Raw genomic sequence first — 25811 nt, 5'->3', positions numbered from 1 at the left:
GCTTGTAATTAGGTGTATATATATTAATAGTAAATTATTTGCAAAGCTACAGACATAAAAAAACCCGAAGATACTTAGTACCTCCGGGCTTCTTAATAAATATTAGTGATAGGGTTATTTCCAGATTATTGGCATAAATACAGTCATTTCTGCGCGACCACGGTTACTCCATGAGTAAACAGGTACCAATTGTGATTTTACTACTTCGAACTCAGGTTTTGAAACCATTTTATACATATCAGCATCGTTGTTGTTTTTACGTACCAATACTTCGGTTTCAATTGAAGTTACACCACTTAATAAGTCTTTTTTGTATACTGGCTTAAAGTCTTTATCGCTACTTAGGTAGATGTCCATGATTTTGGCATCTTTTGGTAAGTCAGGCGACTCAACACAATATACAATTGGTCCACGCTTAATGGCCACTTGGTTACGAGCTTCCTCAATTAAAGTATTACCCTCAACATATCTTACGTCCATTGGCATATCAACAGTAAGCACATCGCCTTTTTTCCATGCGCGTTTGATAGTGGCAAATTTACCTGCCTCAACAGCTACTCCAGCATCTTTTCCGTTAACCAAAACTTTGGTTCCTTCTGCCCAATTAGGGATACGCACCATTACATCGAAAGCGGCTTTTTTAGCTTTATTGATGGTAATATCTACACGTCCTTCCCAAGGATATTTGGTTACTTGCTCAAGCTCTAATTTAGAACCATCTAATAAAGTTGTGTTCAGTTTATTTCCGCCATAAAGATTCACTGCAATACCGTTGGCTGGCTTGCTATAAGCCCAACCTGAAAGTTTACATACCGTACGAACCAAGTTTGGAGGACAACAGAAACAATCTAAGTAAGGCTGACGCTCAGGAAACTCAGTTACCATTTTATCATAGTCAATTGTTCCGTTAATCATACGCAATGGGTTGGCGTAATAATAGTCTTTACCCTCAAGGCTAATACCTGATAAACCAGAGTTATAAACCACAAGTTCCATAATATCGGCATACTTCGATTCTCCTTTGATATCTAACATACGCTTAGAGAACATTGAGTTACAAATATTCGCGCAAGTTTCGTTATAAGCATGTGTGTTTGGCATTGTGTAGGCATCTAAGAATCCCTCTTCGATCAACTGACGGTTTGAAGATGCTCCGTAGTGTGTTTGACCTAAAGCACCAGTTACATACATCTTCTGTTGTGTAACGTTATACCATAGTCTATCTAAAGCATCAATTAAAGCTTTTTCACCGGTTTCGGCATATACATCAGCAGCACCTGCGTAATAATATAAAGCTAATACAGCGTGTCCTACTGCCTCATCTTCTTCGCGAAGAGGAGTAGTCTCTTGCACCATATCACCAATTGGGTAACCCTGAGTTTCTGGTGTTTCTTCTACTTTATATTGTCCGCGATTATTGATGAACTTTTCTGCTAACTTTAAATACTTCGCATCGCCAACTGTACGGTATAATTCAACACAACCCATAATTTGAGTTTGGTTAAACCCGAAGCGACCAAAATGTTTATCTTCTGGCATGAATAAAGTGTACAATAAATCGGCATGACGAACAGCTAAATCTAAGAAGTTTTTTTGCCCAGTAATGCGGTAATGGATACAAGCACTTGTTAAAAGGTGACCTGTGTTATACATCTCGTGGTACTTACGATTCTCGTAACGATTTACTTTATCGTTTAACTGAATTTGCGTTTGTAGGTAACCATCTTCAAGCATGGCTTGCTCGATGATAGAAATCCAACCATCTAATTTTTTTAAGATTTCTGCATCCTTAGTTTGCGCATACATATACATGTAGGCTTCCATAAATTTATAGAAATCGCCATCGTGCCAACGCATACCTTTATGCTTTCCTTCTTTTAAACCAGCAGCAATTTTAAAGTTGTTAAGCGCATGGCCTGTATCACCAGTTAAAAGGCTTTCCATATATGGAAGCATGCTATTTTTTGCTACATCAAATTTCTCGGCCCAAAAACCATCAGTCCAAACACAGTCGCCCATGTCAACACTTTTTAGTTTTACATACGGACTCTCTGAGTTATTAATAATTCCGTGCTCTTGTGCAGAGGCAAGCTGCAAAGCAAAAACACAACATAGTAATAAAGCTAACTTTTTCATTGTATTTATAGTTTTAAAATATGATTGATGTGAATGTTAATCTTTGTAATAATACTTCTGCAATTTTAGAGCTTATTAACGAAATAAAACAATAACGAGGCCTGACAAAAACAGGACAACTGATACTTTTAGCAGTATTTTAACAGGACATATAAAATATTTGTTTTACTTTTGAAAATCATTAAGAATCTAATAATATGACACTTAAAGAATACAGAAGTATATTAATACTAGTAATAGCAACTATATTCTCTCAACTAACATCAGGACAAGCCTCAACAGATATTAGAAACCATGAGCAAGTATCAAAAGAGAAGAGTCCGGAACTTCAAGCTTTAGAAAAAGCATTTACAATTGCGGATAATCAAGGCAACGATTCTTTAAAAATTACAGCCCTATTAAAGCTGAGTGAGTATAACCAAACTACGCAGAATTACAGCTCTGCCTTTGAGTATGCAGGCGAGGCATTATACCTAGCCGAAGAACTGAAGGATTCTGTATTATTAGCCGGCGCTTGCCAAATTTTTGGTGTGCTCAACTATATGCTATATCAAAAGACCGATGCCAACTTTTATTTGCAACGTGCTTTAGAATTACATAAAGAATTAGTGCCTAAGCATAAGTTAAACGTGCATAGGTTAGTATCGGCCTACTTTAGCGTTACCCTCTCTCACAGGCATTTTAGGGAATACGACAAGGCCTTGGTGTATTTAGATAGTTGTTATCTTATTTCGGATACCATTAATACAAACCCAGTAAATATGGGGTATTTAGATGTGGAAAAAGGCATACTCCTTAGTAGTTTAAATAAACCCAAAGATGCCTTGATACCACTTAATAGTGCAAAAAAAGTGTTTGAGGAAATTAAGCCGACGGATAAAAAGATATCAGACAAGGAGTATTTGGTAATCATTTACACGTATTTAGGTATTGTACAGAAACAACTAGAGAACTATTCTGCATCCATCAATTATTTTGAGCGAGCGCTTCAATTATTAGAGACAAAGAAAAAACATATTGACTTAAGTCCTTTTATACATGAACAATATGCACTATTACTTTATCAAATAAAACAATATCAAAAGGCATATACCCATTTGCAATTATCCAAGAATATGAACGAGCGCTACTTTAGCACAAAAGCGATTTCTAACAATGACTTCATTACCATTCGCAGCAGGTATATGGAAGATATCAATCAAAAGAATGATGAGATTATAAAGCAGAATTTAGAATTGGCCAAAAACCGTCAATCCATAATCATGTTCAGGGCTATATTGTATTCCGTATTTCTATTGCTAATAATAGGAGGACTAATTGTTAGGAATAGATATCAGGCTAAAAAACACAAAAAAGAAAAACAACTTAACTTACAGAAGCAAACGGAATCAGAAAAACTACTTGAATTAAAAAATAAGGAATTAACCGCATCTACATTACAGTTAATTGAGAAAGAGGAAATGATGATTACTGTGCGAGAGTATCTGAAATCTCAAAAAGACAATCGCGAATCAAAAGTGCTACTAAATGCATTAAAACATAATGAAAATACTTTGTGGGATGATTTTAATACGCGTTTTATTGCTGTGAATAAAGATTTTTACGACAAACTACAAGAACAGTTTCCAAAGCTAAGTCATGGTGATTTAAAGATATGTGCCCTCATCAAATTAAACTTCTCAGGAAAAGAAATGGCGCATCTATTGGGAATTTCAACCGATAGTGTGCATAAAGCACGGCATCGCTTGCGTAAAAAAATGGATTTAGATAGAAGTATCAATCTAACCAGTTACATCTCGTCAATTTAATACGAAATACAATTATTATAAATGCATTCCGTTTAAATAAATATCTTTAACAATTATATTTATAAGCTTGAAATAAAGAACAATGAAATTATATACTCTTCTTGCTATATTATTATTCTCTACCGCACTTCTTTCTGCGCAAATGCAAGCCACAGGAAACAATAGCGAAACAGAAACAAAATACACAACACACCCTACGCAAGATCCCGTTTTTTTATACTCCAATCTTAGTGCAGGAGTCATATCGGTAAGCCCTATTAACCCGCCAGCAGTGCCCACCTATGTTTGGTATACGAATACAAATGGTGTTTGGAAAGAGGAATACTCCAATAATAGCCCTGTTTATAATCAGGATATAGAAGAAGGCGGCTATAAAGTAGAAATCCTTGAGGGTGGTGAAACTGGTACAATAACTGAAACACACCATTGCTGGGTATTTGTTCCTGTAATTGAATCAGTAGATATTGATTCCACTTCTACAAGTTGTGAGTATGTGCGGATGAAAACTGATATTGTTTCAAAAAATCTAACTTATTACGACATTACTACGTCAGCGGCTATCAACCTCGAATATGAATACACCTACAATTGGACCATAACTCCCAACGATGATTTTGAGAATGTTGATGAGCCCAACCCTGCACTACCTGCTCCGGTTGAAAAAACATCTTATGCATTAAACCTTGAAGCATTCAATTTCTATACGCTTAACAGTAATACTATAGAAATTGAAGAGATTGCTGTGAAGGCAGAATACAAAGCGACAGTTTCTGAAAGAGATTATGAAAATGAGATAAGTAGTTCAGATAGTTACTCCGCTCCTGTTTTAGTAAATTTCGAAGATATCTCAAAAGGCAGTATTGATGATAGAGAGTGGGTATACTATAATACGCAAATTGAGGGCCCTGAAGGCGAAATTGGAGCCGATTATGATATTCTTAAACCCAATTACGTTTTCTCAGAAGCTGGAACCTATAATGCAAGGCTAAGCATTCTAAACAGAACAACAGGCTGCACAGATACATACAGTGGAACTGAAATAAAAGTAATTGAAATGTCAATTGAAGTACCCAATGCTTTCACTCCAAATGATGATGGCACACATGATATTTTCTTGGTACAATACAAATCCATTGAAAAATTTAGAATGGTTATCTTGAATAGATGGGGACGCAAAGTGTATGAAACCAATAATCCGGGTGAAGGATGGAATGGAAAAATTAAAGGGCGCAAAGCATCAGAAGGCGTTTACTTTTATTACATCACTGCAGAAGGCTTTAATAAAGATGAAAAGAAGAAACTAGAAGGCGCTATTCACTTGATAAGATAATTACCTCTACATTATCAATGAAGCTTAATACTTTGTTTTAATTATAAATTCTTTCTTCCATTATAGTGTCATAATTATGCCAAGGTCTACTCTTGTTACTTTATCTAAAAACAGAAGAAATTATTAGGCATAAAAAAAGGGGAGGTAACCACTCCTCCCCTATACTTAACCAAACCTAACTAAACACTTTTACATAGAATGTAAAAGCAACACATTTCTTTAACCTAATCTATAAAAAGAATTCATATACAAGATAATACATAAATTTTCCGATGGCAAGCCTATTCAGAAAAAAAATAAAAATTTATAACTTAATTTGTATAATAGTAAGGCTACTTACGTTATATACTAAGGAGTGTAGCGCTATTAAAATTCTTGAAAAAACTTTTAAAGTTCACAATAATGAAATCGCACGAAATTGATTACAAAATTAAAGGACATGATATTCAGTTTGTAGAAATTGAATTAGATCCTAATGAAACTGTTATTGCTGAAGCTGGAGCAATGATGTACATGAAAGAAGGCATCCAGTTTGAAACCAAGATGGGCGATGGTTCAGCACCAGATCAGGGGATGATGGGAAAATTATTTTCTGCCGTATCCCGAACCATAACTGGTGAATCGATATTTATTACGCACTTTACACATCGTGGTATTGGTAAAAGCCATGTTGCTTTTGCGGCTCCTTATCCAGGAACAATTATACCAGTAAATTTGGCAAATATGAACCGGAAAATTATTGTGCAGCGCGATGCTTTTTTATGTGCTGCATTAGGTACCAAAATTAGTATGCACTTTAACCGTAAGTTGACTGCAGGTTTCTTTGGTGGCGAAGGTTTTATATTGCAAAAACTAGAGGGTGATGGAATGGCATTTATACATGCTGGTGGCACTATAGTGGAACACGAACTTAAAGGTGATACCTTAAGAGTTGATACTGGTTGCGTAGTGGGTTTTCAGGATGGAATTGACTTTGATATAGAACGTGCTGGGGGCTTAAAATCGATGGTATTTGGTGGCGAAGGATTATTTTTAGCCACTCTAAGAGGACATGGTAAGGTTTGGCTACAATCAATGCCAATTCGTAAATTAATAGCTCAGATAGCACCTACTGGCGGAAATAGAGGAAAAGAAAGTAGTGGTGGTTTATTAAACACACTACTTGAAAGTTAATATTCAAATAGTATATAAATAAAAAGCTCCAATATGAACACTTGCATATTGGAGCTTTTTAATTATTCCATTTTTTGCCAATTTCCTTCGGCTACAATATCTTCAAGCAGCTTTTCAAGAGCTTTTAATTCTTCGGGTGCCCCATGATAATCTCGAATTCTTTTACTTACGCCTTTTGAGGTGTATGTGATATACGTAGTAGGTAAATCAGTAATCATTGCTGTATATTCATCTTCAAAATCAAAGAACTTCGCCTTTTCAAAAGCTTTGATTAGAAGGTCTACTCTTTCTAATCCAATATTCTTTGAGTGATTCCCTAGCTGTTCCATATTCTTTCGTCCGTTTAAAACGGCTTTTCCATCAGGATACAACTCAAGACTGTATGAAGGGTTAATACTTCTTCCTGGCGACTTAGATAACTTAATTACTACCTCATTACTTTTAACTGCAGTTTGTTTTGTAGTTTGACAAGCTGATATCAGAACAGTCAGTAGTGCTAATAAATATATTAAGTGTTTCATTGATTAAAATTTATTATTCATTGGTCAGATGGTAATTTCATCTGCAGATTTTAATGATGTGAGATAATAACCTTTTTGATGCTTACCAATTGACTGTTTTCAAAAACTGACAAAAAGTACATTCCGTTGCTTAAATCTGAAACATTAATACTATTATCCATAAGGCTACTACGAAGCACTTCAACACCTGTCATGTTTGTAAGACTAACAACTACATCTGTTGTTTTTGTGCCGTATACATTCAATAAATTATTAATAGGATTAGGCGCAATTTTTATCTCCGAATTCTCATTGTACTTTACTAAACTTTGTAAATCACTATTAATTACCAGAGAATAATTAAATGGTTCAATTGTTTCTACCTCCTCATCAATACGAATCACCAAAGGAAAAAATCCTTGCCATGAATCGTAATCGTTTACAATCACTTCATTATATTCATCAGCATAAACCACCTCTATCTTTTGTGGGTCGGCCCCATAATGTATCTTAACCAATACCAATTGCATATTATCGAGACTACTTGAAGCCTTCAGTTTTACTTTGAAAGGCTTTGATGCCACTAGGCTAAAATAGTCGGCACTCAAACGCATTAATTGATTGTTACCATCAACGTTGCTAATCCATTCTATTTCTTGCCCTGAGAAATTAAGATAATTTGCTCCATTTTCGTATGCCTTTGAAGCAAATGAATATCCAGAATAATATGCTAAATAAGAGTAATAATCACCTGCTCTGCTATAATTATAAGGTGAAAAATCTGCATTATCTTTTAATACAGCATTTGCCACATGGAATTTTATAAACATTTCTTTCAACGAGGTAGAGTAATTTGTTGAAAGCTCTATATCAATAGCATTCAAAGTATAATAATTTATACTTGTATTGTAAATACTCTTCACTATTTCGTTACCAAATTGCTCTGACAAATACTGAATAAATAACCATGATCCGTACCAATGTCCATCATATGTATCATCATCAGGATCCTCACCATTTTCATAATTTAAGGCAACATCAGTTGAGAAGAAAATAAATGGCATGTATTGAAAATTATCATCTATACCAGGATAAACAACTTCTTCAGACCATGCGGCACAAGCTTCAAAGAACCATCCATCCATAGTTGCTGCAATACCAAACTGAATAGCATGCATATACTCATGAGCTGCGGTTACCTTAAGCGCATTTTCTTCCTGAGTAGCAGTATTTCCAAAACCTTGATAATTGTTACGCATTACCATATGACTACCATAAGAATACCGCTCTACAATATCTATTGAATTGTGGTTATCTGTATATTTATCTCCTGAAGATACATAGCCATAAACCCACTCTCCTGCCGCTTTTCCGCTAACATATACATGATAGGTTCCTGTACCATTAGCAATATCTACATTGGGAGGTACTGTATAAGTCATTGTGCTATGGTATTCATCAAACACTTTATCAACAAAAACAGAAGCCATGTTATCAATATAATCTGGCACTCCATTATCGTCATCATCTGTAGGATCCACATCCTCACTAGGGTCATCACTATCTATTGTATAATGAAACGTAAAAATACCAGATTCAAAGGTAAGTTCTGTTCCACTAAAACTAGGTGCATTATTATAAACCGAGAAGACTTCTTGTGCTTTAGGTGTAAGTTTATCCCAATTTAATTGAGCTTCTTTCAGCAGTGGGGTTAACCAAAGTTTACTTTGTTGTTCTGTACTCTTTAGTTGTGCATTATTTAAATGCTTATTGTAACGTTCTACTAATTGATTTGAAAATTCAATATCCTGAGCATAAGATTGTGTATGTACAATACTAATTAATAGTAGTAAAAGTGTAAGTGTTGTCTTCATGATTAGAGTTATTTATTATTTAGGTTAATACAAATTCATTCTTGTATACTTACAATAATGATTTATGGATACAATTATATAAAGGAAAATCGAAAATAATGCATTAATTCTCACAATTATAATACTAAAGCTCACTGCTTTGTTAAGCACGTATTCTGAATTGGAGCTTCGTTATATGCATTAAAGACCCTATAAAATAAGGCTTGAAAGCAAGGAGGTCTATGGTTATTACTATGAGTGAAACAAAAAAATTAAGCATAACAAATTTTATAATACTAATGTGGATTTAAACGAGGAGTTACTCTATTTACACAAATACCTCACATCAAGTTTTGATGTGAGGTATCAATAGACAATACAAAAATTATAATGATATTGTTAAAGTTAACTTTCAGTCCCTATAAACTCTATATAAATAAATTCAAATTAGATTGTTCGGCTTCTTCTAAATAATTAGCTACTCCACCAATTTTCACACCACTTATTAATTCTTTTTTATCTACACCCATAATATCCATACTCATTTGACAAGCGATCATGTTAATACCACTTTCTCTAGCTTTATCAATCATGGTTTCAAGGGCATCTACATTTTTATCCTTCATGCGCAGTTTCATCATACGACGGCCCATACCTGCCATATTCATATTGGATAGGTTTAGTCTGCCTGCATGCCCTGGCATCATTTTACTAAACATACTGCCCATCATATCCTTTTTTACTTTTGGTTTATCAGGATTCTTAATCACATTTAATCCCCAAAAAGTAAAAAACATGGTAACCTTTTTACCCATACTGGCAGCTCCGTTGGCAATAACAAATGAAGCAAGGGCTCTATCTAAATCATCGCTAAAAACAACCATTGTTTTGTGATCCAATTTAGAAGGCGCTGCTCCGTTTGGAGCCACTGATTTCTTCTGCTTTTTGATAACGGCTGTTATTTCGCCCGATTTATTTTCGCGCTTTACTAATTCATTTCCAGTAACCTTACACCATGATTCAACATCACTATAAAAACCAGGATCGGTAGCGACTACCTCCATCTGGTCGCCATCTTCCATTGTATCAATGGTATCTTTAAGTTTTAAAATTGGCCCTGGACATTGCAAACCACAAGCATCTACTTGTAATAATTTGGTATCTATTTTAATAGGTGCTTCTGTTTCTACTTCCGTAAGTACGGGCTCAAAAAATATTGGATTAGATTGTTCTGCCATGGTTTGTTTATAAACTTTTAATCCTCCTGATAAATTGTAAACATCCTCATAACCATGTTGACGAAGAATTCTCGCGGCAACATAACCTCGTAATCCAACCCCACAATAGATCATTATTTTTTTATCCTTCGGAATCTTATTTAAATTATCTCTTATCTCATCAACATCAATATTCACTGCTCCATCAATGGTATCAATTTCATATTCTGTAGCTGTTCGAACATCTAAAACAAAAGAATCTTTAGCACTACGCTTTTTAAACTGAAATGGGGATAACGGTTTAAATAAGCCCTTCATAATATTCTCTGCATTATATCCAGCTTGGTTTACCGGATCTTTTGCTGAACTAAAAGGTGGTGCATAAGCATGCTCAATTTCTTGTAGATCGTAAATTGTTCCGCCATTTTTAATGGTAGTAGCCAATAAATCAAGGCGTTTATCAACTCCCTTATAACCTACTATCTGACCTCCAAGTAATTTTCCATTATCTGGATCGAAACTAATTTTAAGAATCATTTGCATAGAGCCAGGATAGTAACCTGCATGCGAACCTGCATTTACAATAGTACTCTCATGTTTAATTCCGGCTGCTTTAAGACCTCGATGCGTCATACCAGTAATACCGGCAGTCATATCAAATACTTTAGCAATAGCTGTTCCTATTGAACCCTTATAAGATCTATTATGACCATAAACCATATTATCGGCCAAAATTCGTCCTTGCTTATTAGCAGGCCCAGCTAAAAATGCTAAACTTGGTTTATTAGTAATTGGATGTGGAAACTCTATGGCATCGCCAAGCGCGTAAATATCTTTATGAGAAGCTTGTAAATATTCATCAACCCAAATACCACCAGTTTCTCCTATTTTTAGTCCGGCTTCTTTTGCAATACTAGCATCTGGCTTAACCCCAATGGAAAGAATAATAAAATCGGCTTTAATAATACGCTCACTAGCTAAGTGAACTTCAACGATGTTTCCAACTTGTTTAAACTCTTTAACAGCGTCCTCTAAAAATAAGGCTACACTTTTCTCTTTAAAATGCTGATGAAGTGGAGCGGCGATTTCACTATCCATCATATTCATAACCTGGCTTGATGCTTCCACAACAGTAACATCAACACCAACGTGATGCAGGTTCTCAGCCATTTCTAAACCAATGAATCCGGCACCTACAACTACAGCTGTTTTGGGTTCTTCATCATCAACAAAAGCTTTTATTTTATCAGTATCCTCAACATTACGTAGCGTAAAAATATTATCTGAATGAATACCTGGTATTGGAGGCTTTACAGCCGAAGCTCCTGGGGATAGAATTAACTTATCGTAGGTTTCAGTGTACACTTCTCCTGTTTGCATCTTTTTCACTTGAATACTTTTAGCTTCAGTATTAATTGAAGTAAGCATAGAAAATGTGCGGATATCAATATTAAACCGGGCATTAAAACTTTCTGGTGTTTGTACCAGTAGTTTATCCCTATCTTTTATTACACCTCCAATATAATAAGGTAATCCACAATTGGCATAAGAAATATGTGGCCCTTTTTCGAGCATAATTATTTCTGCCTCTTCATCAACTCTTCGCAAACGCGCAGCTGTGGTAGCTCCTCCAGCAACACCTCCTACAATAATGTACTTCATTTATATAATATTTTTCTATTGTTCAAACTATTCATCAACACATCTAAATATGTATTGATGTGCAAATATAGAAATAATTAATTATCTACCTTTCTAGATATAATAATATTTTCAGAACAAATAAGTTTACTTGATTAGTTTTATTTATTTTGCAGCTATGGAGATGGTTAATATAAAGGATGTAGGTCCTGTATTATTTGAGGTAAGCAATAGAGCGAAACGCCTATCGATAAAACTTAAACCTTTTGAGGGGGTGAAGGTAATTGTGCCCAAACACATGCACCCAAAAGAAGCCTTACAATTTGTGCATGATAATGCAGCATGGATCAAGCAGAATATGATTAAGGTTAAAGAAAAGGAAAGCGATTTGACCATTTTTGATGAGCACACTCAATTTAAAACACGTGACTTCTCTGTACTAATTAAAAAATCGGCCCTGAGCCAAGTAAAATTGCAATTAAAGAATGGGATACTCGCAATCTATTACCCACAAAATCAGAATGTTAAATCGCCTATTATTCAAGAAAATATTAGATACGGAATAGAAGAAGCTATGCGTATGTATGCGAAAAACTATCTGCCAAAACGTTTGCATCAGTTGGCTGAAATCCATGGCTTCAGTTATCGGAAGGTATTTATTAAGAATTTAAAATCGCGTTGGGGAAGCTGTTCTAATGTTAATAACATCAATTTAAATTTACATTTAATGCGCTTACCCAACAATTTAATTGATAGCGTAATTTTACATGAGCTCTGCCACACTGTTGAAAAAAACCACGGACCTAGATTTTGGGCTTTATTGGATAAAGTAACCAATGGCAAAGCAAAAGTACTAGATAAAGAAATGAAGCACTATAGAACGGTAATCTATTAAGCGTATTAATACTCCGCTATACATAAATGAGTTACATCTCATCATTATATGAAAATTTAGTCGGGGGTATTTAAAATAATGCTCCTCAATATAACCATGAGAAAAAACAAGTTATACTACTACATATAAGTAATATAAATACAATAGGGTTAGATGAACATAATGCAGCTACTGCGCCAACTATGTTATTGTATAATCTGTTTAATCAAATATATTTCTGACACCTTAAAGTCTAGATTTCGGTAATCTAATATATTATCACGGTTGGTTATCATATCAACCCCTATAGTTACAAGTTATCGAATAAACCCACACTTGAAACACAACACCCCTTAAAGCCTGAACAATAGATCGATACATTTAGTATGTTAATCTACTAATAAATCGAAATCATGAAAATTAAAAAATTATTACTTAGTGCTGTTATGTCCATAACAATGGCGCATATGATTGCACAGGTGAATGTTGATGTTAATCTAAACATTAAACATTCTGTAAACGGCGTTTCCGATTTTGGTCGAGAACGACACATCACCGTACACTCAACACCTACCGAAATTGACTGGATTGGTGAAGAAGATAAACTAGATTACTTTATTAATGATTTAGATGTGTACTTCGGCAGGGATAATGGTTCCTCAACATGGAAGTTTCAAGCATCTGAAGAAGATGAGAACAACAGAAACCATGTTGATTCTTTATGGTTTAAAGGTTTTGGAAGCTGGCTAAAGGATGAATATGCAAAGAAAACTATAGCGCATCAATATGAAACCAAAGGAGCCATGATTATGGGTACTAACCCACATCCATTATATCCAACCCTATCGTGGTATGATAATGGATCCACATGGAGTGGATGGCAACCTAAAAATGTTGAAACCTCTTCAGAATGGGTAGAACTATATTTAGACTATGCATTCAGAAAGTACATGGGGCAACCAGGAGAGCCACTACCTACTTATTGGGAAGTTGTAAATGAAATTGACATGGAATTTATGACTGGTAAATTGCTATTCTCAAGCTATGAGCATATTTGGGAATATCACAATTTAGTGAAAAAAGCCTTAGACGAACGTTTAGGTGAAAAAGCTCCTAAAGTTGGAGGGATGACCTGGGGACAACACGATTTTGAGAAGGGTGATGGCATAGGCAGACAATCGGTTGAGAAGGTCTTAGGTTGGGGAATAGATCCTGATGCTGTAAATACTTCCCTAGAACCATACTATAAAAACGATTGGTTTCAATGGGATGTATTATTTCAAGGGTTTATGGATGCCTGCCCTACCATGGACTTCTGGAGTATTCACCTTTATGATTGGCCCAAAGCCTCTAATAGCATTAACCGCGCAGGCCCTAATGTTGAAGCTGCTCTTGATATGATTGAGTGGTACGATAACTACAAGTTAGGTGCTCCTAAAGAACTCATTGTCTCAGAATTTGGTTCTGTATCAGGTTACCTTGATGAAGTAAGTCCTAAACGTAGAGCTTGGGAAAACCTAAAGCCTTTTAATTCTATGTTTATGCAGTTTTTAGAACGCCCTTCTCATATTACCTTAACCATGCCTTTTGCTCCTGTAAAAGCAGAGTGGGGTGATGAATATGATGCCGATGGGAATCTAACCAAAAGATACCCGTCTACCCTCCTTGATAAAGATGAAAATGGAGATTGGCAATGGACAGATTTTCTATTATGGTATAAACAGTGGAGTGATGTTGATGGCACAAGAGTAGAGACCAAATCATCAGATAGAGATGTTCAGGTTGATGCATATATCAATGGTAACCATGTGTATTTAATTTTAAATAATCTTCATTCTCAGGCCGAAACAATAGATTTAAATCTGTTTGGAGGAGGTACAAATACCATCAAAAGTGTAAATGTAAAAAACCTATACTTCAATGAATCATTAGGTACACATGGAGAAGCTATATACGATGTATCTGAATATAAAACAGCACCAGGTTCAATTGTTCTTAATGGAGATGCAACCATTATTTTAGATTATACTTTTGAAAATTCGGTTTCAATTACCGATGAAATGAAGGAAGTAAAATATATGTGTGAACGATTTGGAACAGGAAATACGCCAACGGGTGGAGATGTTTTCAGAAAGGTTGTGGATGGTCGAACAGACTTAAGCGCACAAGTTAACAATGTAATTGTTCCTAGCGGAGCAGCTGAAGCAGTTATAAGAATTGGTGGTAAGTTTTGGGATAGTGGTAAAATACCAGGTTCAATTACCATTAACGGTAATGTATTGCACTCAAACCCTAGTTTTAGCTCAGATTTAGATCTTGATTGGAGAGGTGAAGATAACCCTGGCAGAAACTATTGGTTTGGTGTGTATGAAATAGATGTGCCTAAAGAGTATTTACAAGAAAACAATACAATTACCTGCCAATTTGGCAACAATGTAACCTACACTACTGTAATGTTGCAAGTTTTCAATTTTACAACAGACCCAATGCGTTCTGTGAACAATGATGGTGTTTCATTAACAGGAATTTCTTTGCCTGCTAATATATCACTTATGCAAAATCAAACTGAATCACTGGCACTTACTTTTACGCCTGAGAATGCTACGAATAAGAAAATCACTTGGGAATCGAATGATACTGATATTGCAACAGTTGATGAACAGGGCGTAGTTACAGCAATAAGCTCAAGCGGATCAACAGTTATTAAAGCAATTAGTAATAATGGTAATAAGGAAGCTACTATTACAGTAGATACCAAACCATATTTTAGTACTCCGATAACTGGGATTACTATTAACGAAGGTAATGCCATAGAGGTCGATTACTATGTAACTACGCCTTTACACGCAAGTATCCTTCCTGTTGATGCAACTGCTCAAGCTGTAATTTGGAGTTCTTCAGATAATGATATTGTGGAGGTTGATCCTGTAACAGGAAAAGTATTAGGCAAGGTAATTGGTGAATCTGCAATAGTAACAGCTAGCATTGCTGATGAGCATAATGGAGATGCTATTTTTACAGAATCAATTACTGTAAATGTTGGCATTGTTGGTGAAGAAACGATTTATTCAGATGCACTGCCTAATCAATTGGTTGGTAATGATAATTATACCATCAATGTTCCTGTAAATGTAAATGGAGTTCGTTCGCTAAGTATTGAGTTAATTCAAGATGGGACAACTATACTCGCATCTCAAACAGCAAATATTAATGCTCTTGGAAAAACAGACATTAAAATAAATCTTTCTTTAGCAAGTGTTCCAGCCATAGGAACTAACTATTCGCTAAGAGCGGTTCTAAAAGATGGAGAAAACAGCATTTATGAAACGAATACTAATCTTGAAATCTTGGACATTATTCATGTTGAAAGCATTTTACTAAATGAAGTTTTCAATCAAGTAGAAATTAATGGCGATAGTCCAATACTAAGCTTTGTAATTGAACCATCAGGTGCATTTAATAAGAACGTTACATGGACTTCAAGCGCTCCTACCATTGCATCTATTGCTACAGATGGAACAGTTACAGCACACACTGAAGGTGAATTTACAATTACAGTAAGCTCTGAAGATGGAAACAAATCGGATGCCGTTACACTTAATGCTGTAAGTTCATTTACACAAGGTCCTAAGTCAATAATGATACCGAGTGAAATCAGTGTCTTTCCTAATGCAAACTATACATTTACTGCAGATTATACCCCAAGTACTTTACCCGAATCTTTAAAAAGGCTTACTTGGATATCGAGCAACCCAAATATTGCCTCTATTGATGCAAATGGAGAATTAAGTGCTAATGCTAATTTAGGCAGTACTACAATTACGGCCAAATCCGTGGAGGACGAAACTGTACTTGCAACATGTATTGTTAATGTTGAGCCAACTTTAATAATTGAAGCAGAAGATTGGGCAGCTATGGGAGGTGCTGTTGGCGACATTGGTAAATATACTTTTACCAATGGGATAGCCATTAACAATGTTCAGAAAGGTGATTATTTAGAGTATGATGTGATTGCTCCCATAGCAGGAGAATACGAAGTAACCTTTGTGGCTGCCACAGCGGTTGCTGATGGTGTAATAGAGTTATTACTTGAAGGTGTAAGCCAAGGTAGCGTAAAGCTTACCTCAACTACATGGGATAGTTTTACTGATTACAAGATGACGACAAAAGTAAGCCTTAGCGAAGGTTTACAAACCATCAGGTTAAATGCGGCGGGTACTTCAGATTGGCAATGGAACCTTGATAAATTTAAACTAGAATATGTAGGTGTACCTTTTGACAAAATGGTATTAAACACTTCATTTCTTCATTTAGCCATCGGTAATCAGGAAACACTTGTTCCCACAATTACTGTTAACGGTGCTTCGAGCACTAGTGTAACTTGGAGCAGTTCTGTTGATGGAATAGTGAGTATAGTTAATGGTGTAATTACAGGACTAGCTGAAGGAACAACAATTATAACTGCTACTTCAACTGAGAACACAGATCTAAGCGCATCTTGTAACGTTACCGTTGGTGAACTATCTGACCCAATTGTAATTGAAGCTGAAGATTTTATTGCTGATGGTGGCGACTATGCCGATGGAAAAGATGGAGGAGTCAATCTAAACCCTGGAGTTGGTATAAATCATGTAAATAATGGCGACTGGGCAGAGTATAATTTTAATATTGCAGAATCAGGAACGTATAAAATCACCTATTATATTTCGTGCCCAACACCCGATGGAAATATAACTGCCTATGTTGATGGTGCCTTTATTTGTACTGATAATATTCCGAATAATGGTACAGGAGAATGGGATACCTATGTTCCAATTGTAGCATCATCAACTGCTCAATTATCTGTTGGTTTACACACCTTCAAAATTGAAGCATCGGGTAGCGATTGGCAATGGAATTTAGATAAAATTGAATTAGTAAGAATTGGTGATTACATCAGTACGAATTTATCTACTGAGGATAAAAACTTGGTGAAAATATTCCCAAATCCTACTAAGTCAGACTTAAATATCTTCATCGAAAATCCGAACATATTCCAATTACTTGAGATATTCTCGTACACAGGTCAGCTTATCTTAAACGAGGACATAACAAATAGAAACGGAACAGCACGAATCAATTTAAGTGCTCTTCCAAAAGGAATGTACATTCTTAAACTCTCTGGATCAGAGACTCAACGTATCAGTTTTATTAAAAACTAAGATCCTTTATAGTTCATTTCAGCCTTTATATTCTCCATACAAGAATAAATAAAGCGCTGAGATGAACTTTTTATCAACGATTATTAATCTCAAAAATCAATAATTTTATGAAAACTTCTACATTATTAATTCTACTAAGCTTCGTAGCACTTTCTGTAAATGCTCAAACCTCATTACTTAATCAAGCATGGTCTGCAGAAGGAACTGACGGTTGGACACTTGAAAAAACTTACACAATGGACGATGCTTTGCCATCAGGGTTCACCCTTGCAAGCTCTGAAGATAACGGTGCAACACTACAGTATAAAGCATCAGCTTATGCAACACTTCCTGGTCTTCGTATTGTTCCAACACTTTATAAAAGTGCTTGGTTTGCCTATTCGCTTAGCGGCTTAACAATAGGCAAAACCTACGAACTTAAAATAAATGCAATGGTTCAAAACCCAAATATCAAGATGGCAATGTATGCTTGGGAAACTAATAATACAAATATTCCGAATGTAACAGTTGAAGATGAAGAAGTTGTAGCTGATCATGGTTCTTGGACTGACTATAGCATAATGATAACAGCAACAAGCGAGACCATGACGTTTGGAGCAGGTGTGTACCGAGTTACTGGGAATCCGCAATTGTATATATCTTCAATAAATATATCTGAAACAACAAGTACGGATGTTAATATCACAAAAGATGAAGAACTTGTAATATATCCAAACCCTGTAAATGATATCATAAACATCAGTAATGTTAATAGTAATAGCAGTATAAATATCTATAACACTTCTGGCCATTTGGTAAAAACACAGGAGGCTATTTCAACAAAAGTAACTATCGACATCTCTGACCAACCCAATGGGGTTTATATTGTAAAAAATGGAACGCAAGTTCAAAGAGTGGTAAAAAAATAACCGCTCGAATTTATATTATATGCGGAGGGCACAAGTATGTGTCCTCTTTTTTTGTGCTTCTTATGCGTTCTTGTAGCAATAAATCTACTATTTTTACAAAGCACAAAAAGCAACATTTACATGATGAATTGGGATCAATTACTATCGACTAAACGAACAGGTCAAGAAGATAGAGTTTCAGATATAAAACACCAAAGAACACAGTTTCAGCGCGATTATGACCGTTTAATTTTCTCTTCTCCATTTCGTCGTTTGCAAGATAAAACTCAAGTATTTCCGTTACCGGGAAGTATTTTTGTGCACAACCGACTAACACATAGTTTAGAGGTAGCCAGTGTCGGACGCTCTTTGGGACACAATATTAGTGAATATTTACTCCATGAATACGGAGAAAAAAATGAACTTATTAACGAAATTGGCTCTATTGTAGCTACGGCATGTTTAGCTCACGATATGGGAAATCCTCCATTTGGCCATTCTGGTGAAACTGCACTTTCTCATTATTTTAAAAGTGGCGAAGGCAAGAACTTAAAAGCCGAATATGATATTTCTGATGCTCAATGGAATGATTTAACCGATTTTGAAGGAAACTCAAATGCATTCCGCATTTTAACGCATCAATTTAATGGCCGACGAAAAGGTGGTTTTTCTCTTACCTATAGCTCTGTAGCTTCAATAGTTAAGTATCCTTATGCATCAGGCCTTAGTGATAAAAAGAAATATGGATTCTTCCAGTCGGAAAAACAGATGTTTAAAAAAGTAGCGGCAGAGTTAGGCATCATTGAAAAGGAACCTGATGTCTATTGTCGCCATCCCTTGGTTTATTTAGTTGAAGCAGCTGATGATATCTGTTATGGTGTAATGGATGTTGAAGATGCGCATAAGCTTAAAATATTAAGTACTGAAGAAACTAAAAATATCCTCATGGCCTTCCTCAAGGAACCTGAAGATGCTAGTACTTGCCAAAAAATTGAAACTGCTTGTATAGAGGTAAGCGATATTAACGAACAAATTGCCACAATAAGAGCAGCTGTTATTGGCAAACTGGTTAATAGATGTACGCAAATTTTCAAAGAAAATTATAATTTAATAATGAATGGAGAATTTGAGAAAGGCCTAACAGATCATTTAAGCGGTTGTACCAAAGATGCCATGAAGTATTGTGAGAAAATTTCACTTGAGAAAATATATAGGCATCCTTCTGTTGTGGAAATAGAAATATCTGGCTTTAAAATACTTGGCTCATTATTACACGAATTCTCTCAGGCTATCTTAACACCCAAAGACACCTTATCAAAAATGTTATTGGCATTTATTCCTGAGCAATTTACGGTTGCTGAAGATGCCACAACCTACGAAAAATTGCAATCTGTTTTAGACTATATAAGTGGTATGACAGATATTTATGCCCTCGATTTATACCGTAAAATAAATGGTATAGGCTTAGCCGATAAACGATTCTAGAAAATAAAAGAACGTTCCAAATTTTGAATTGCCCTTCTTTTGGAACGTTCTTTTTTATATCCCCTTAGTTCAGAAATACTACTTCTAATTCTTCGTTATCCTTATCTTTTTCGCGAATATCATATCTACCTGAGTTGATAAAAGTATATCCTTTTTCGTAGGCTGCCTCTAATAAAAGTGGCTCTATTGAGGTGGCTACATTTGTATCCAAATCTTTATTGAAATAGAAAAATAATTGTTTCGCATCTTCATCGTTAAAGCGCACCAAAACACTATTATTCTCAACAAAAACTAAATCATCGTAGCTATAAGAAACCGGTAAACCCACCGATTCTAAAATCTCCATAACATATCCAAGCGGTCTGTAATTCATAGCATAAAAGTTTATAGTATTACCAATTCTACATTGCAATTAACTTGATTAAGTTAACTGTATTTTCCAATTCATCGTGTTCTTCAGCAAACTGACATTTAAACATCATCATGCTATGCGCCTCCTCAAAGTCTGTTTCAGAAAATGGCAAATCCTTTTTTGTAATAAAGGTATTGAGGCCATCTAATCCATCTACTTTATAAAGTTCGCTTCTAAAAACACTATCTGTTTGAACGGACTGAATAAATTTTTTCGCGTTTTGTATCGACATAAGCATTCGTTTTAAGATCCTACATAATTGTTATAAAAAAGAATTGAATCTACATTTATGTGGTGCACTTACTAGTCCTGAAGCCCCATAAACATTAGATTTCTCATTTATTAGCGATTACATATTATTATAAAACAATATCTATGCCCCTGCATAAACTTAAAAGGAAAATTGGAATATTTATCAGATAGCTAATGAGAAAGTACTTCGTGAAGAGGTTCGCCAATATTACCTTCTGAAATAGGAATTTGCATTAGTGCAGATAATGTAGCAGCTACATCAACCATCTCAACTTTACGATAAATTGCACCATGCTTAATATCACTGCCCCAAAAAATTAGCGGTACTTTTATGTTATGATTTATTGATTCTACTTTCTGCCCACTCAGGTCAACTTCTTCGCTCCAGCCAGATAATAAGGATATCATTATATCACCTGATCTGTTATAAGCATAAGAATCTTGCATCTCTTTAAACAAACCGTGGGTGTAGGTATTTGTCCTTAATAAACTTCCTGAGATCGTTTTATCTATACCTGCAACATCTAATAAAAATTCAGACGCTTCATCGCGCAGATCTGACGACTTTAAACCTTCTTTCTTTATCAAATCATGATTTAAATAAAACTGCCTATCATGATACCCCAATACCCACTTTCCTTGGCCATGTAGAGCCATAAGATATAAATTTAATAAAGCCGATATCTTTTTACCGTTAAAAGAACCGCCTTCCATTCCCTGGGCTTTCATCTGCTCTGGCATGTAACGCTGGCTAGGCGTTGACGTTAGCATAATTAGGGTATGCTCTGTACCTATTTGTGATTCAATCACTTTTAAGAGTGATGCAATTTCTTGATCCAAACGCAGTAACATATCTTCTTGTTCAGCACATAATAAGGAATTCTTAGAACCTTTTAACACCTTGGGTTTACAAGTAAAATTGATGCTTACAAAATCTGTATATTCATCTTTACCATAAGCTTCATTTAATAGCATGGCTACAGAAAAGTCTCTCAAAACAGTATTTATTTCAGGTGAGCCTGAGAAACGATCAAATGGTGTATTCCCTTCTTGTTTGAGCTGATATAAAAAGTGTCTTATTTCAGTTTTATGATCTCCTAAATACTCATGGTAGGATCTTATATCGGTTGATGGCCCCCACAAGTTATTTATATTCTTTGCAGGAAAACCATGCGAGTTGTATTTATTAGCCCACTCGGGCAATGTATCTTTACCTTGAGTAATCATCTCCCCTGTTGTTCTATCAAACCAAAACATATTAGAGTATTTATGTCCTGTATTAAAAACAACATCAGCAGGGTTAATACCTATAGAGGCAATCTTTGATTGATTTCGGGTAAACAGTTCCAACTCATCACAAATAGTAGCTAGTTTATTCTTACTGGATGAAAAATCACCAGAATCGGGATGGGCAATATTATCGGTTCCTGTAAATTGAAAAGCTGATTCAGAATCCTTTCCATAACGATTATACCACTTATCGCTAATTATACCATGGTCGGAAGGGTAAGCTCCGGTGAGTAAAGTGCTTCGTTTAGATCCATGAAAAGAAGAAAATGTACCATATTGTGCATTAGTATATAGGGTTCCTTCATCTAATAAACGATTAAAACCGTTTTTACCAAACTTATGTTTTAAGGCTAAAAAATGATCCGTTTGTAACTCATTAATATTAATAAATAACACCAATTTAGGAGCTACTTTTACAGAAGTGGTTTGAGCGAATATATTGACTCCGACTAAAAGAAATAGTAAAACAAGCTTGTTACGCATCATATGAAAAAAATGTTTACGCAAATATAAGCTTAACACTCAAATCAACAACAAGAAATAAGTGCGATAAAATATTTGCGTAAGCTTAGATGCTAGATGTGATTTGCTGAAGTCTTTGCATCCTCTTGTTTCCTGAAACATACAACATTTACGGATTCAATATAAACAATACCTGAAGCATTGGCCTTATCTAATAAGCTAGATACAACCTTTGAAAAATCTTCTATACGCTCTTCTCTATCTACAATTTCAATAGTAATTGGAGGTTCAGTTTTAAAATTTATGCCTCTATTTCCATTTTTTGGGCCATCAGCACCAAATCCCAAAAATCCTTTTGTTGCAGTTACACCTGCCATAGTATACTTTTTAGCAGCAAATATTATGGCTTCATATAAATTTCTCTGATAAATTACTTCTGACTCAGAGATTATAATTTTCAACTTCTTCTCATTTCCTTCTAACACCATACCCTAGCCTTTTAGTTGCATTAAAAATTCATTTCTAGGTTAATCTCTCATTAGGTAAATTACAACTAATAATTATCACATTCAATACCCTATTATATCTGAAAATTTGAATAAGTTGGTTACCTAATTTATAATGTTTACAAACAAGCAAAATGTTGTAAATCAAAACACTGATCACTTGATAATTTCTTAAATTTTGTTAAATTTGAAACACTCCTTAATCTTAGTCATATCCAATTCATTTATAAACTAGGCTTAGGAGTATAAAATCCCTTATTTATTAACTTATGGTTCTCTCACTTCAACAAATACTCCTGCCGCAACACTGCTCTTAAAAGCCTTCCTTTGGCTATGCGTCATCGACTTATTTGTAATTGAGAAAGCCTATTAAATTTAGTTTTATGAAGGTATATCAAGCAAATGAGATCAAGAACATAGCCCTTCTCGGAAGTTCAGGCTCGGGTAAAACCACCCTCGCCGAAGCTATGTTATTTGAGGGTGGTGTTATCAACCGTAGAGGTGATATCGGAAGTAAAACCACAGTATCAGATTACCATCCTGTTGAACACGAATACGGTTACTCAGTATTCTCATCAGTGATGTTTACAGAATGGTTAGGGAAGAAGATTAATTTTATAGATACCCCTGGCTCTGATGATTTCGTAACAGGAGCCATTACTTCTCTTAATGTTACAGATACTGCATTAATGGTTTTAGACGCTTCCCATGGCGTTGAAGTAGGAACACAAAACCTTTTCAGATATACTGAAGAATACAAAAAACCAGTAATATTTATAGTAAATAAACTAGATCACGAAAAGGCAAATTTTGAACAAACAATTGATCAAGCTAAAGATAGTTTCGGAGGTAAGGTAGTGATAGTACAATACCCTATTACAGTTGGTAATGGCTTTGATGCTTTGATTGATGTACTTAAAATGAAAATGTATCAGTGGGGACCTGATGGTGGCGAACCTCAAATACTTGACATACCTGACAGTGAAAAAGATAAAGCCAACGAATTACATAATACTTTAGTTGAGGCTGCCGCTGAGAATGATGAAGATTTGATGGAACTATTCTTTGATAAAGGAACTCTCGATGAAGATCAAATGAGAAGCGGCATTCATAAAGGGCTATTGGCATTGGATTTATATCCCGTTTTTTGTGTTTCAGCAGAAAAAGATATGGGTGTTAGACGCATGATGGAGTTTTTAGGAAACATCGTTCCCTATGTATCTGAAATGCCAAAACCCATAACTAAGGACTTAGTAGAGGTAAACCCAGATCCTAATGGACCAGCTTCTGTTTTTGTATTTAAAACGAGTATAGAACCACACTTAGGTGAAGTTTCTTTCTTCAAAGTAATTTCAGGTACTGTAAAGGAAGGTTCTGACCTTATAAACATGACGAAAGATACAAAAGAGCGTTTGTCGCAATTATTCTGCGTTGCTGGTCATAATAGACATAAAATTACAGAACTTGTGGCAGGAGATATAGGGGCTACTGTAAAGCTAAAAGAAACAAAAACGAACGATACGCTTAACGAAAAAGGTTGCAAATTCGCTTTTGAGGCAATTCACTATCCAGATTATAAATACAGAACAGCAATATTTCCTATAAACGATAGTGACGATGAGAAACTGGGAGAAGTTCTTCACCGTATGCACGAAGAAGATCCTACAATTATAGTTGAATATTCAAAAGAATTGAAACAGATATTAGTATTTGGTCAAGGTGAATTCCATTTAAATACACTAAAGTGGAGAATTGAACACAACGACAAAATAAACATTGGTTTTGAGCGTCCAAAAATTCCTTATCGCGAAACCATCACAAAAGCAGAACAAGCAGATTACCGTCATAAAAAACAATCTGGTGGTTCAGGACAATTTGGTGAGGTACACATGGTAATTGAGCCTTATACTGAGGGAATGCCAGAACCATCAACCTATAAGTTTAATGGGCATGAGTTTAAAATGCCTATTCGAGGTAAAGAGGAAGTTGAGCTTCCTTGGGGTGGTAAATTGGTTTTCTATAACTGTATTGTTGGTGGCGCAATAGATGCCCGTTTCTTACCAGCGATAATGAAAGGCATCATGGAGAAAATGGAAGAAGGTCCGTTAACCGGGTCATATGCGCGTGACATTAGAGTTTGCGTATATGATGGTAAAATGCATGCAGTAGACTCAAATGAAATTTCGTTTAAACTAGCAGGCAGAAATGCCTTCAGTGCAGCATTTAAAACCGCAGGTCCAAAAATACTTGAACCTATATACGAAGTAGTGGTTAAAGTACCTTCAGATAGAATGGGAGATGTTATGAGTGACCTACAAGGTAGGCGAGCCATAATAGAAGGTATGAGTAGTGAAAAAGGCTTTGAAGTAATTACAGCTAAAGTTCCTCTAAAGGAAATGGATAAGTACTCAACCTCACTAAGTTCTATTTCAGGTGGAAGAGCTCATTTTACACTTAAATTTGCTAAATATGACATTATACCTCATGATGTGCAGCAAGAGCTCTTAAAAAGCTATGAAAAGGAGCTAGAAGAAGCTTAAATCTGAATCTGTGTAAGATCAAATAACAATAAGTATAATTTGGGCCCTAGGATGATATTATCTTAGGGCCTTTTTTTAATCAAAAAAAGCCTCACAGAGTATCTGTGAGGCTTTACCATTATTGATGTATTCTATGTACCGAGAGGCGGGCTTGAACCGCCGACCTCATGATTATGAATCATGCGCTCTAACCAGCTGAGCTACCTCGGCATTTTTTTAGTATCAAGTAAAAAGCATCAAGTAA

The 25811-nt window shown here is 35.3% G+C and carries 16 protein-coding genes and 1 tRNA gene; 8 read left to right on the top strand and 9 right to left on the bottom strand.

Translation table 11 applies throughout. The features are described 5' to 3' along the window. Positions 1–114: 114 nt before the first annotated feature. Positions 115–2136 carry a glycoside hydrolase family 127 protein gene (locus A8B35_RS07400; protein ID WP_068471998.1) on the bottom strand — a complete coding sequence of 674 codons (2022 nt, stop codon included), beginning with the start codon at positions 2134–2136 and terminating at the stop codon, positions 115–117. A 197-nt stretch (positions 2137–2333) separates the two neighbouring features. Between A8B35_RS07400 and A8B35_RS07395 the strand changes: the two genes are divergently transcribed. From A8B35_RS07395 to A8B35_RS07385, 3 genes are all read left to right on the top strand, one after another. Next, entirely contained in the window at positions 2334–3944 is a 1611-nt protein-coding gene (locus A8B35_RS07395; RefSeq protein WP_068471996.1) for a helix-turn-helix transcriptional regulator, read from the top strand. A gap of 82 nt (positions 3945–4026) precedes the next feature. Beyond that, entirely contained in the window at positions 4027–5274 is a 1248-nt protein-coding gene (locus A8B35_RS07390; RefSeq protein ID WP_068471994.1) for a gliding motility-associated C-terminal domain-containing protein, read from the top strand. Positions 5275–5676: 402 nt separating this feature from the next. Continuing rightward, a complete protein-coding gene (locus A8B35_RS07385) occupies positions 5677–6447 on the top strand; it encodes a TIGR00266 family protein (RefSeq protein WP_068471992.1) in 771 nt (256 codons plus the stop codon). A 62-nt stretch (positions 6448–6509) separates the two neighbouring features. On the opposite strand, the gene A8B35_RS07380 is transcribed toward A8B35_RS07385, so the two are convergent. The 3 genes from A8B35_RS07380 to A8B35_RS07370 all read right to left on the bottom strand — a co-directional run bounded on the left by A8B35_RS07380 (position 6510) and on the right by A8B35_RS07370 (position 11679). After that, positions 6510–6968 carry a DUF6438 domain-containing protein gene (locus tag A8B35_RS07380; protein WP_068471990.1) on the bottom strand — a complete coding sequence of 153 codons (459 nt, stop codon included), beginning with the start codon at positions 6966–6968 and terminating at the stop codon, positions 6510–6512. Between the two features lie 50 nt (positions 6969–7018). Then, complete coding sequence (locus A8B35_RS07375; protein ID WP_068471988.1) at positions 7019–8821, bottom strand: MXAN_6640 family putative metalloprotease; 1803 nt, start codon at positions 8819–8821, stop codon at positions 7019–7021. A gap of 407 nt (positions 8822–9228) precedes the next feature. Beyond that, positions 9229–11679: a CoA-disulfide reductase gene (locus A8B35_RS07370; RefSeq protein WP_068471986.1), complete on the bottom strand. Its 2451-nt coding sequence runs from the start codon at positions 11677–11679 to the stop codon at positions 9229–9231. A gap of 130 nt (positions 11680–11809) precedes the next feature. Between A8B35_RS07370 and A8B35_RS07365 the strand changes: the two genes are divergently transcribed. The 4 genes from A8B35_RS07365 (at position 11810) to A8B35_RS07350 (ending at position 20105) form a co-directional block, all read left to right on the top strand. Then, a complete protein-coding gene (locus tag A8B35_RS07365) occupies positions 11810–12553 on the top strand; it encodes a M48 family metallopeptidase (RefSeq protein ID WP_245820775.1) in 744 nt (247 codons plus the stop codon). Positions 12554–12945: 392 nt separating this feature from the next. After that, positions 12946–17733, top strand: coding sequence for an Ig-like domain-containing protein (locus A8B35_RS07360; RefSeq protein ID WP_068471983.1), 4788 nt, complete (start codon positions 12946–12948; stop codon positions 17731–17733). A 107-nt stretch (positions 17734–17840) separates the two neighbouring features. Next, on the top strand, positions 17841–18641 hold the full coding sequence (locus A8B35_RS07355) for a T9SS type A sorting domain-containing protein (protein WP_068471981.1): 801 nt from the start codon (positions 17841–17843) through the stop codon (positions 18639–18641). Positions 18642–18761: 120 nt separating this feature from the next. Then, positions 18762–20105 (top strand): deoxyguanosinetriphosphate triphosphohydrolase, encoded by a 1344-nt coding sequence (locus A8B35_RS07350; RefSeq protein WP_068471979.1) that lies wholly within the window; start codon positions 18762–18764, stop codon positions 20103–20105. A 64-nt stretch (positions 20106–20169) separates the two neighbouring features. Here the strand turns inward: A8B35_RS07350 and A8B35_RS07345 are convergent, their stop codons facing one another. The 4 genes from A8B35_RS07345 to A8B35_RS07330 all read right to left on the bottom strand — a co-directional run bounded on the left by A8B35_RS07345 (position 20170) and on the right by A8B35_RS07330 (position 23009). Continuing rightward, a complete protein-coding gene (locus A8B35_RS07345) occupies positions 20170–20478 on the bottom strand; it encodes a hypothetical protein (RefSeq protein ID WP_068471977.1) in 309 nt (102 codons plus the stop codon). 28 nt (positions 20479–20506) lie between these two features. After that, positions 20507–20749, bottom strand: a complete 243-nt coding sequence (locus A8B35_RS07340; protein WP_075602644.1) for a Nif11 family protein — start codon at positions 20747–20749, stop codon at positions 20507–20509. Positions 20750–20940: 191 nt separating this feature from the next. Beyond that, a complete protein-coding gene (locus A8B35_RS07335; protein WP_075602643.1) occupies positions 20941–22545 on the bottom strand; it encodes an alkaline phosphatase family protein in 1605 nt (534 codons plus the stop codon). A gap of 89 nt (positions 22546–22634) precedes the next feature. Continuing rightward, positions 22635–23009 carry a DUF190 domain-containing protein gene (locus A8B35_RS07330; protein WP_068471971.1) on the bottom strand — a complete coding sequence of 125 codons (375 nt, stop codon included), beginning with the start codon at positions 23007–23009 and terminating at the stop codon, positions 22635–22637. Positions 23010–23410: 401 nt separating this feature from the next. Between A8B35_RS07330 and A8B35_RS07325 the strand changes: the two genes are divergently transcribed. Continuing rightward, positions 23411–25567: an elongation factor G gene (locus A8B35_RS07325; RefSeq protein ID WP_068471969.1), complete on the top strand. Its 2157-nt coding sequence runs from the start codon at positions 23411–23413 to the stop codon at positions 25565–25567. Positions 25568–25703: 136 nt separating this feature from the next. Here A8B35_RS07325 and A8B35_RS07320 read toward each other — a convergent pair. Continuing rightward, positions 25704–25777 (bottom strand) — tRNA-Met (locus tag A8B35_RS07320). Positions 25778–25811: the final 34 nt, after the last annotated feature.

The organism is Saccharicrinis aurantiacus (assembly GCF_001660705.2).
Taxonomy (GTDB): Bacteria; Bacteroidota; Bacteroidia; order Bacteroidales; family Marinilabiliaceae; genus Saccharicrinis; species Saccharicrinis aurantiacus.
Note: the sequence above shows the minus strand (reverse complement) of the source record. Positions and strands in the feature narration are given on the sequence as shown.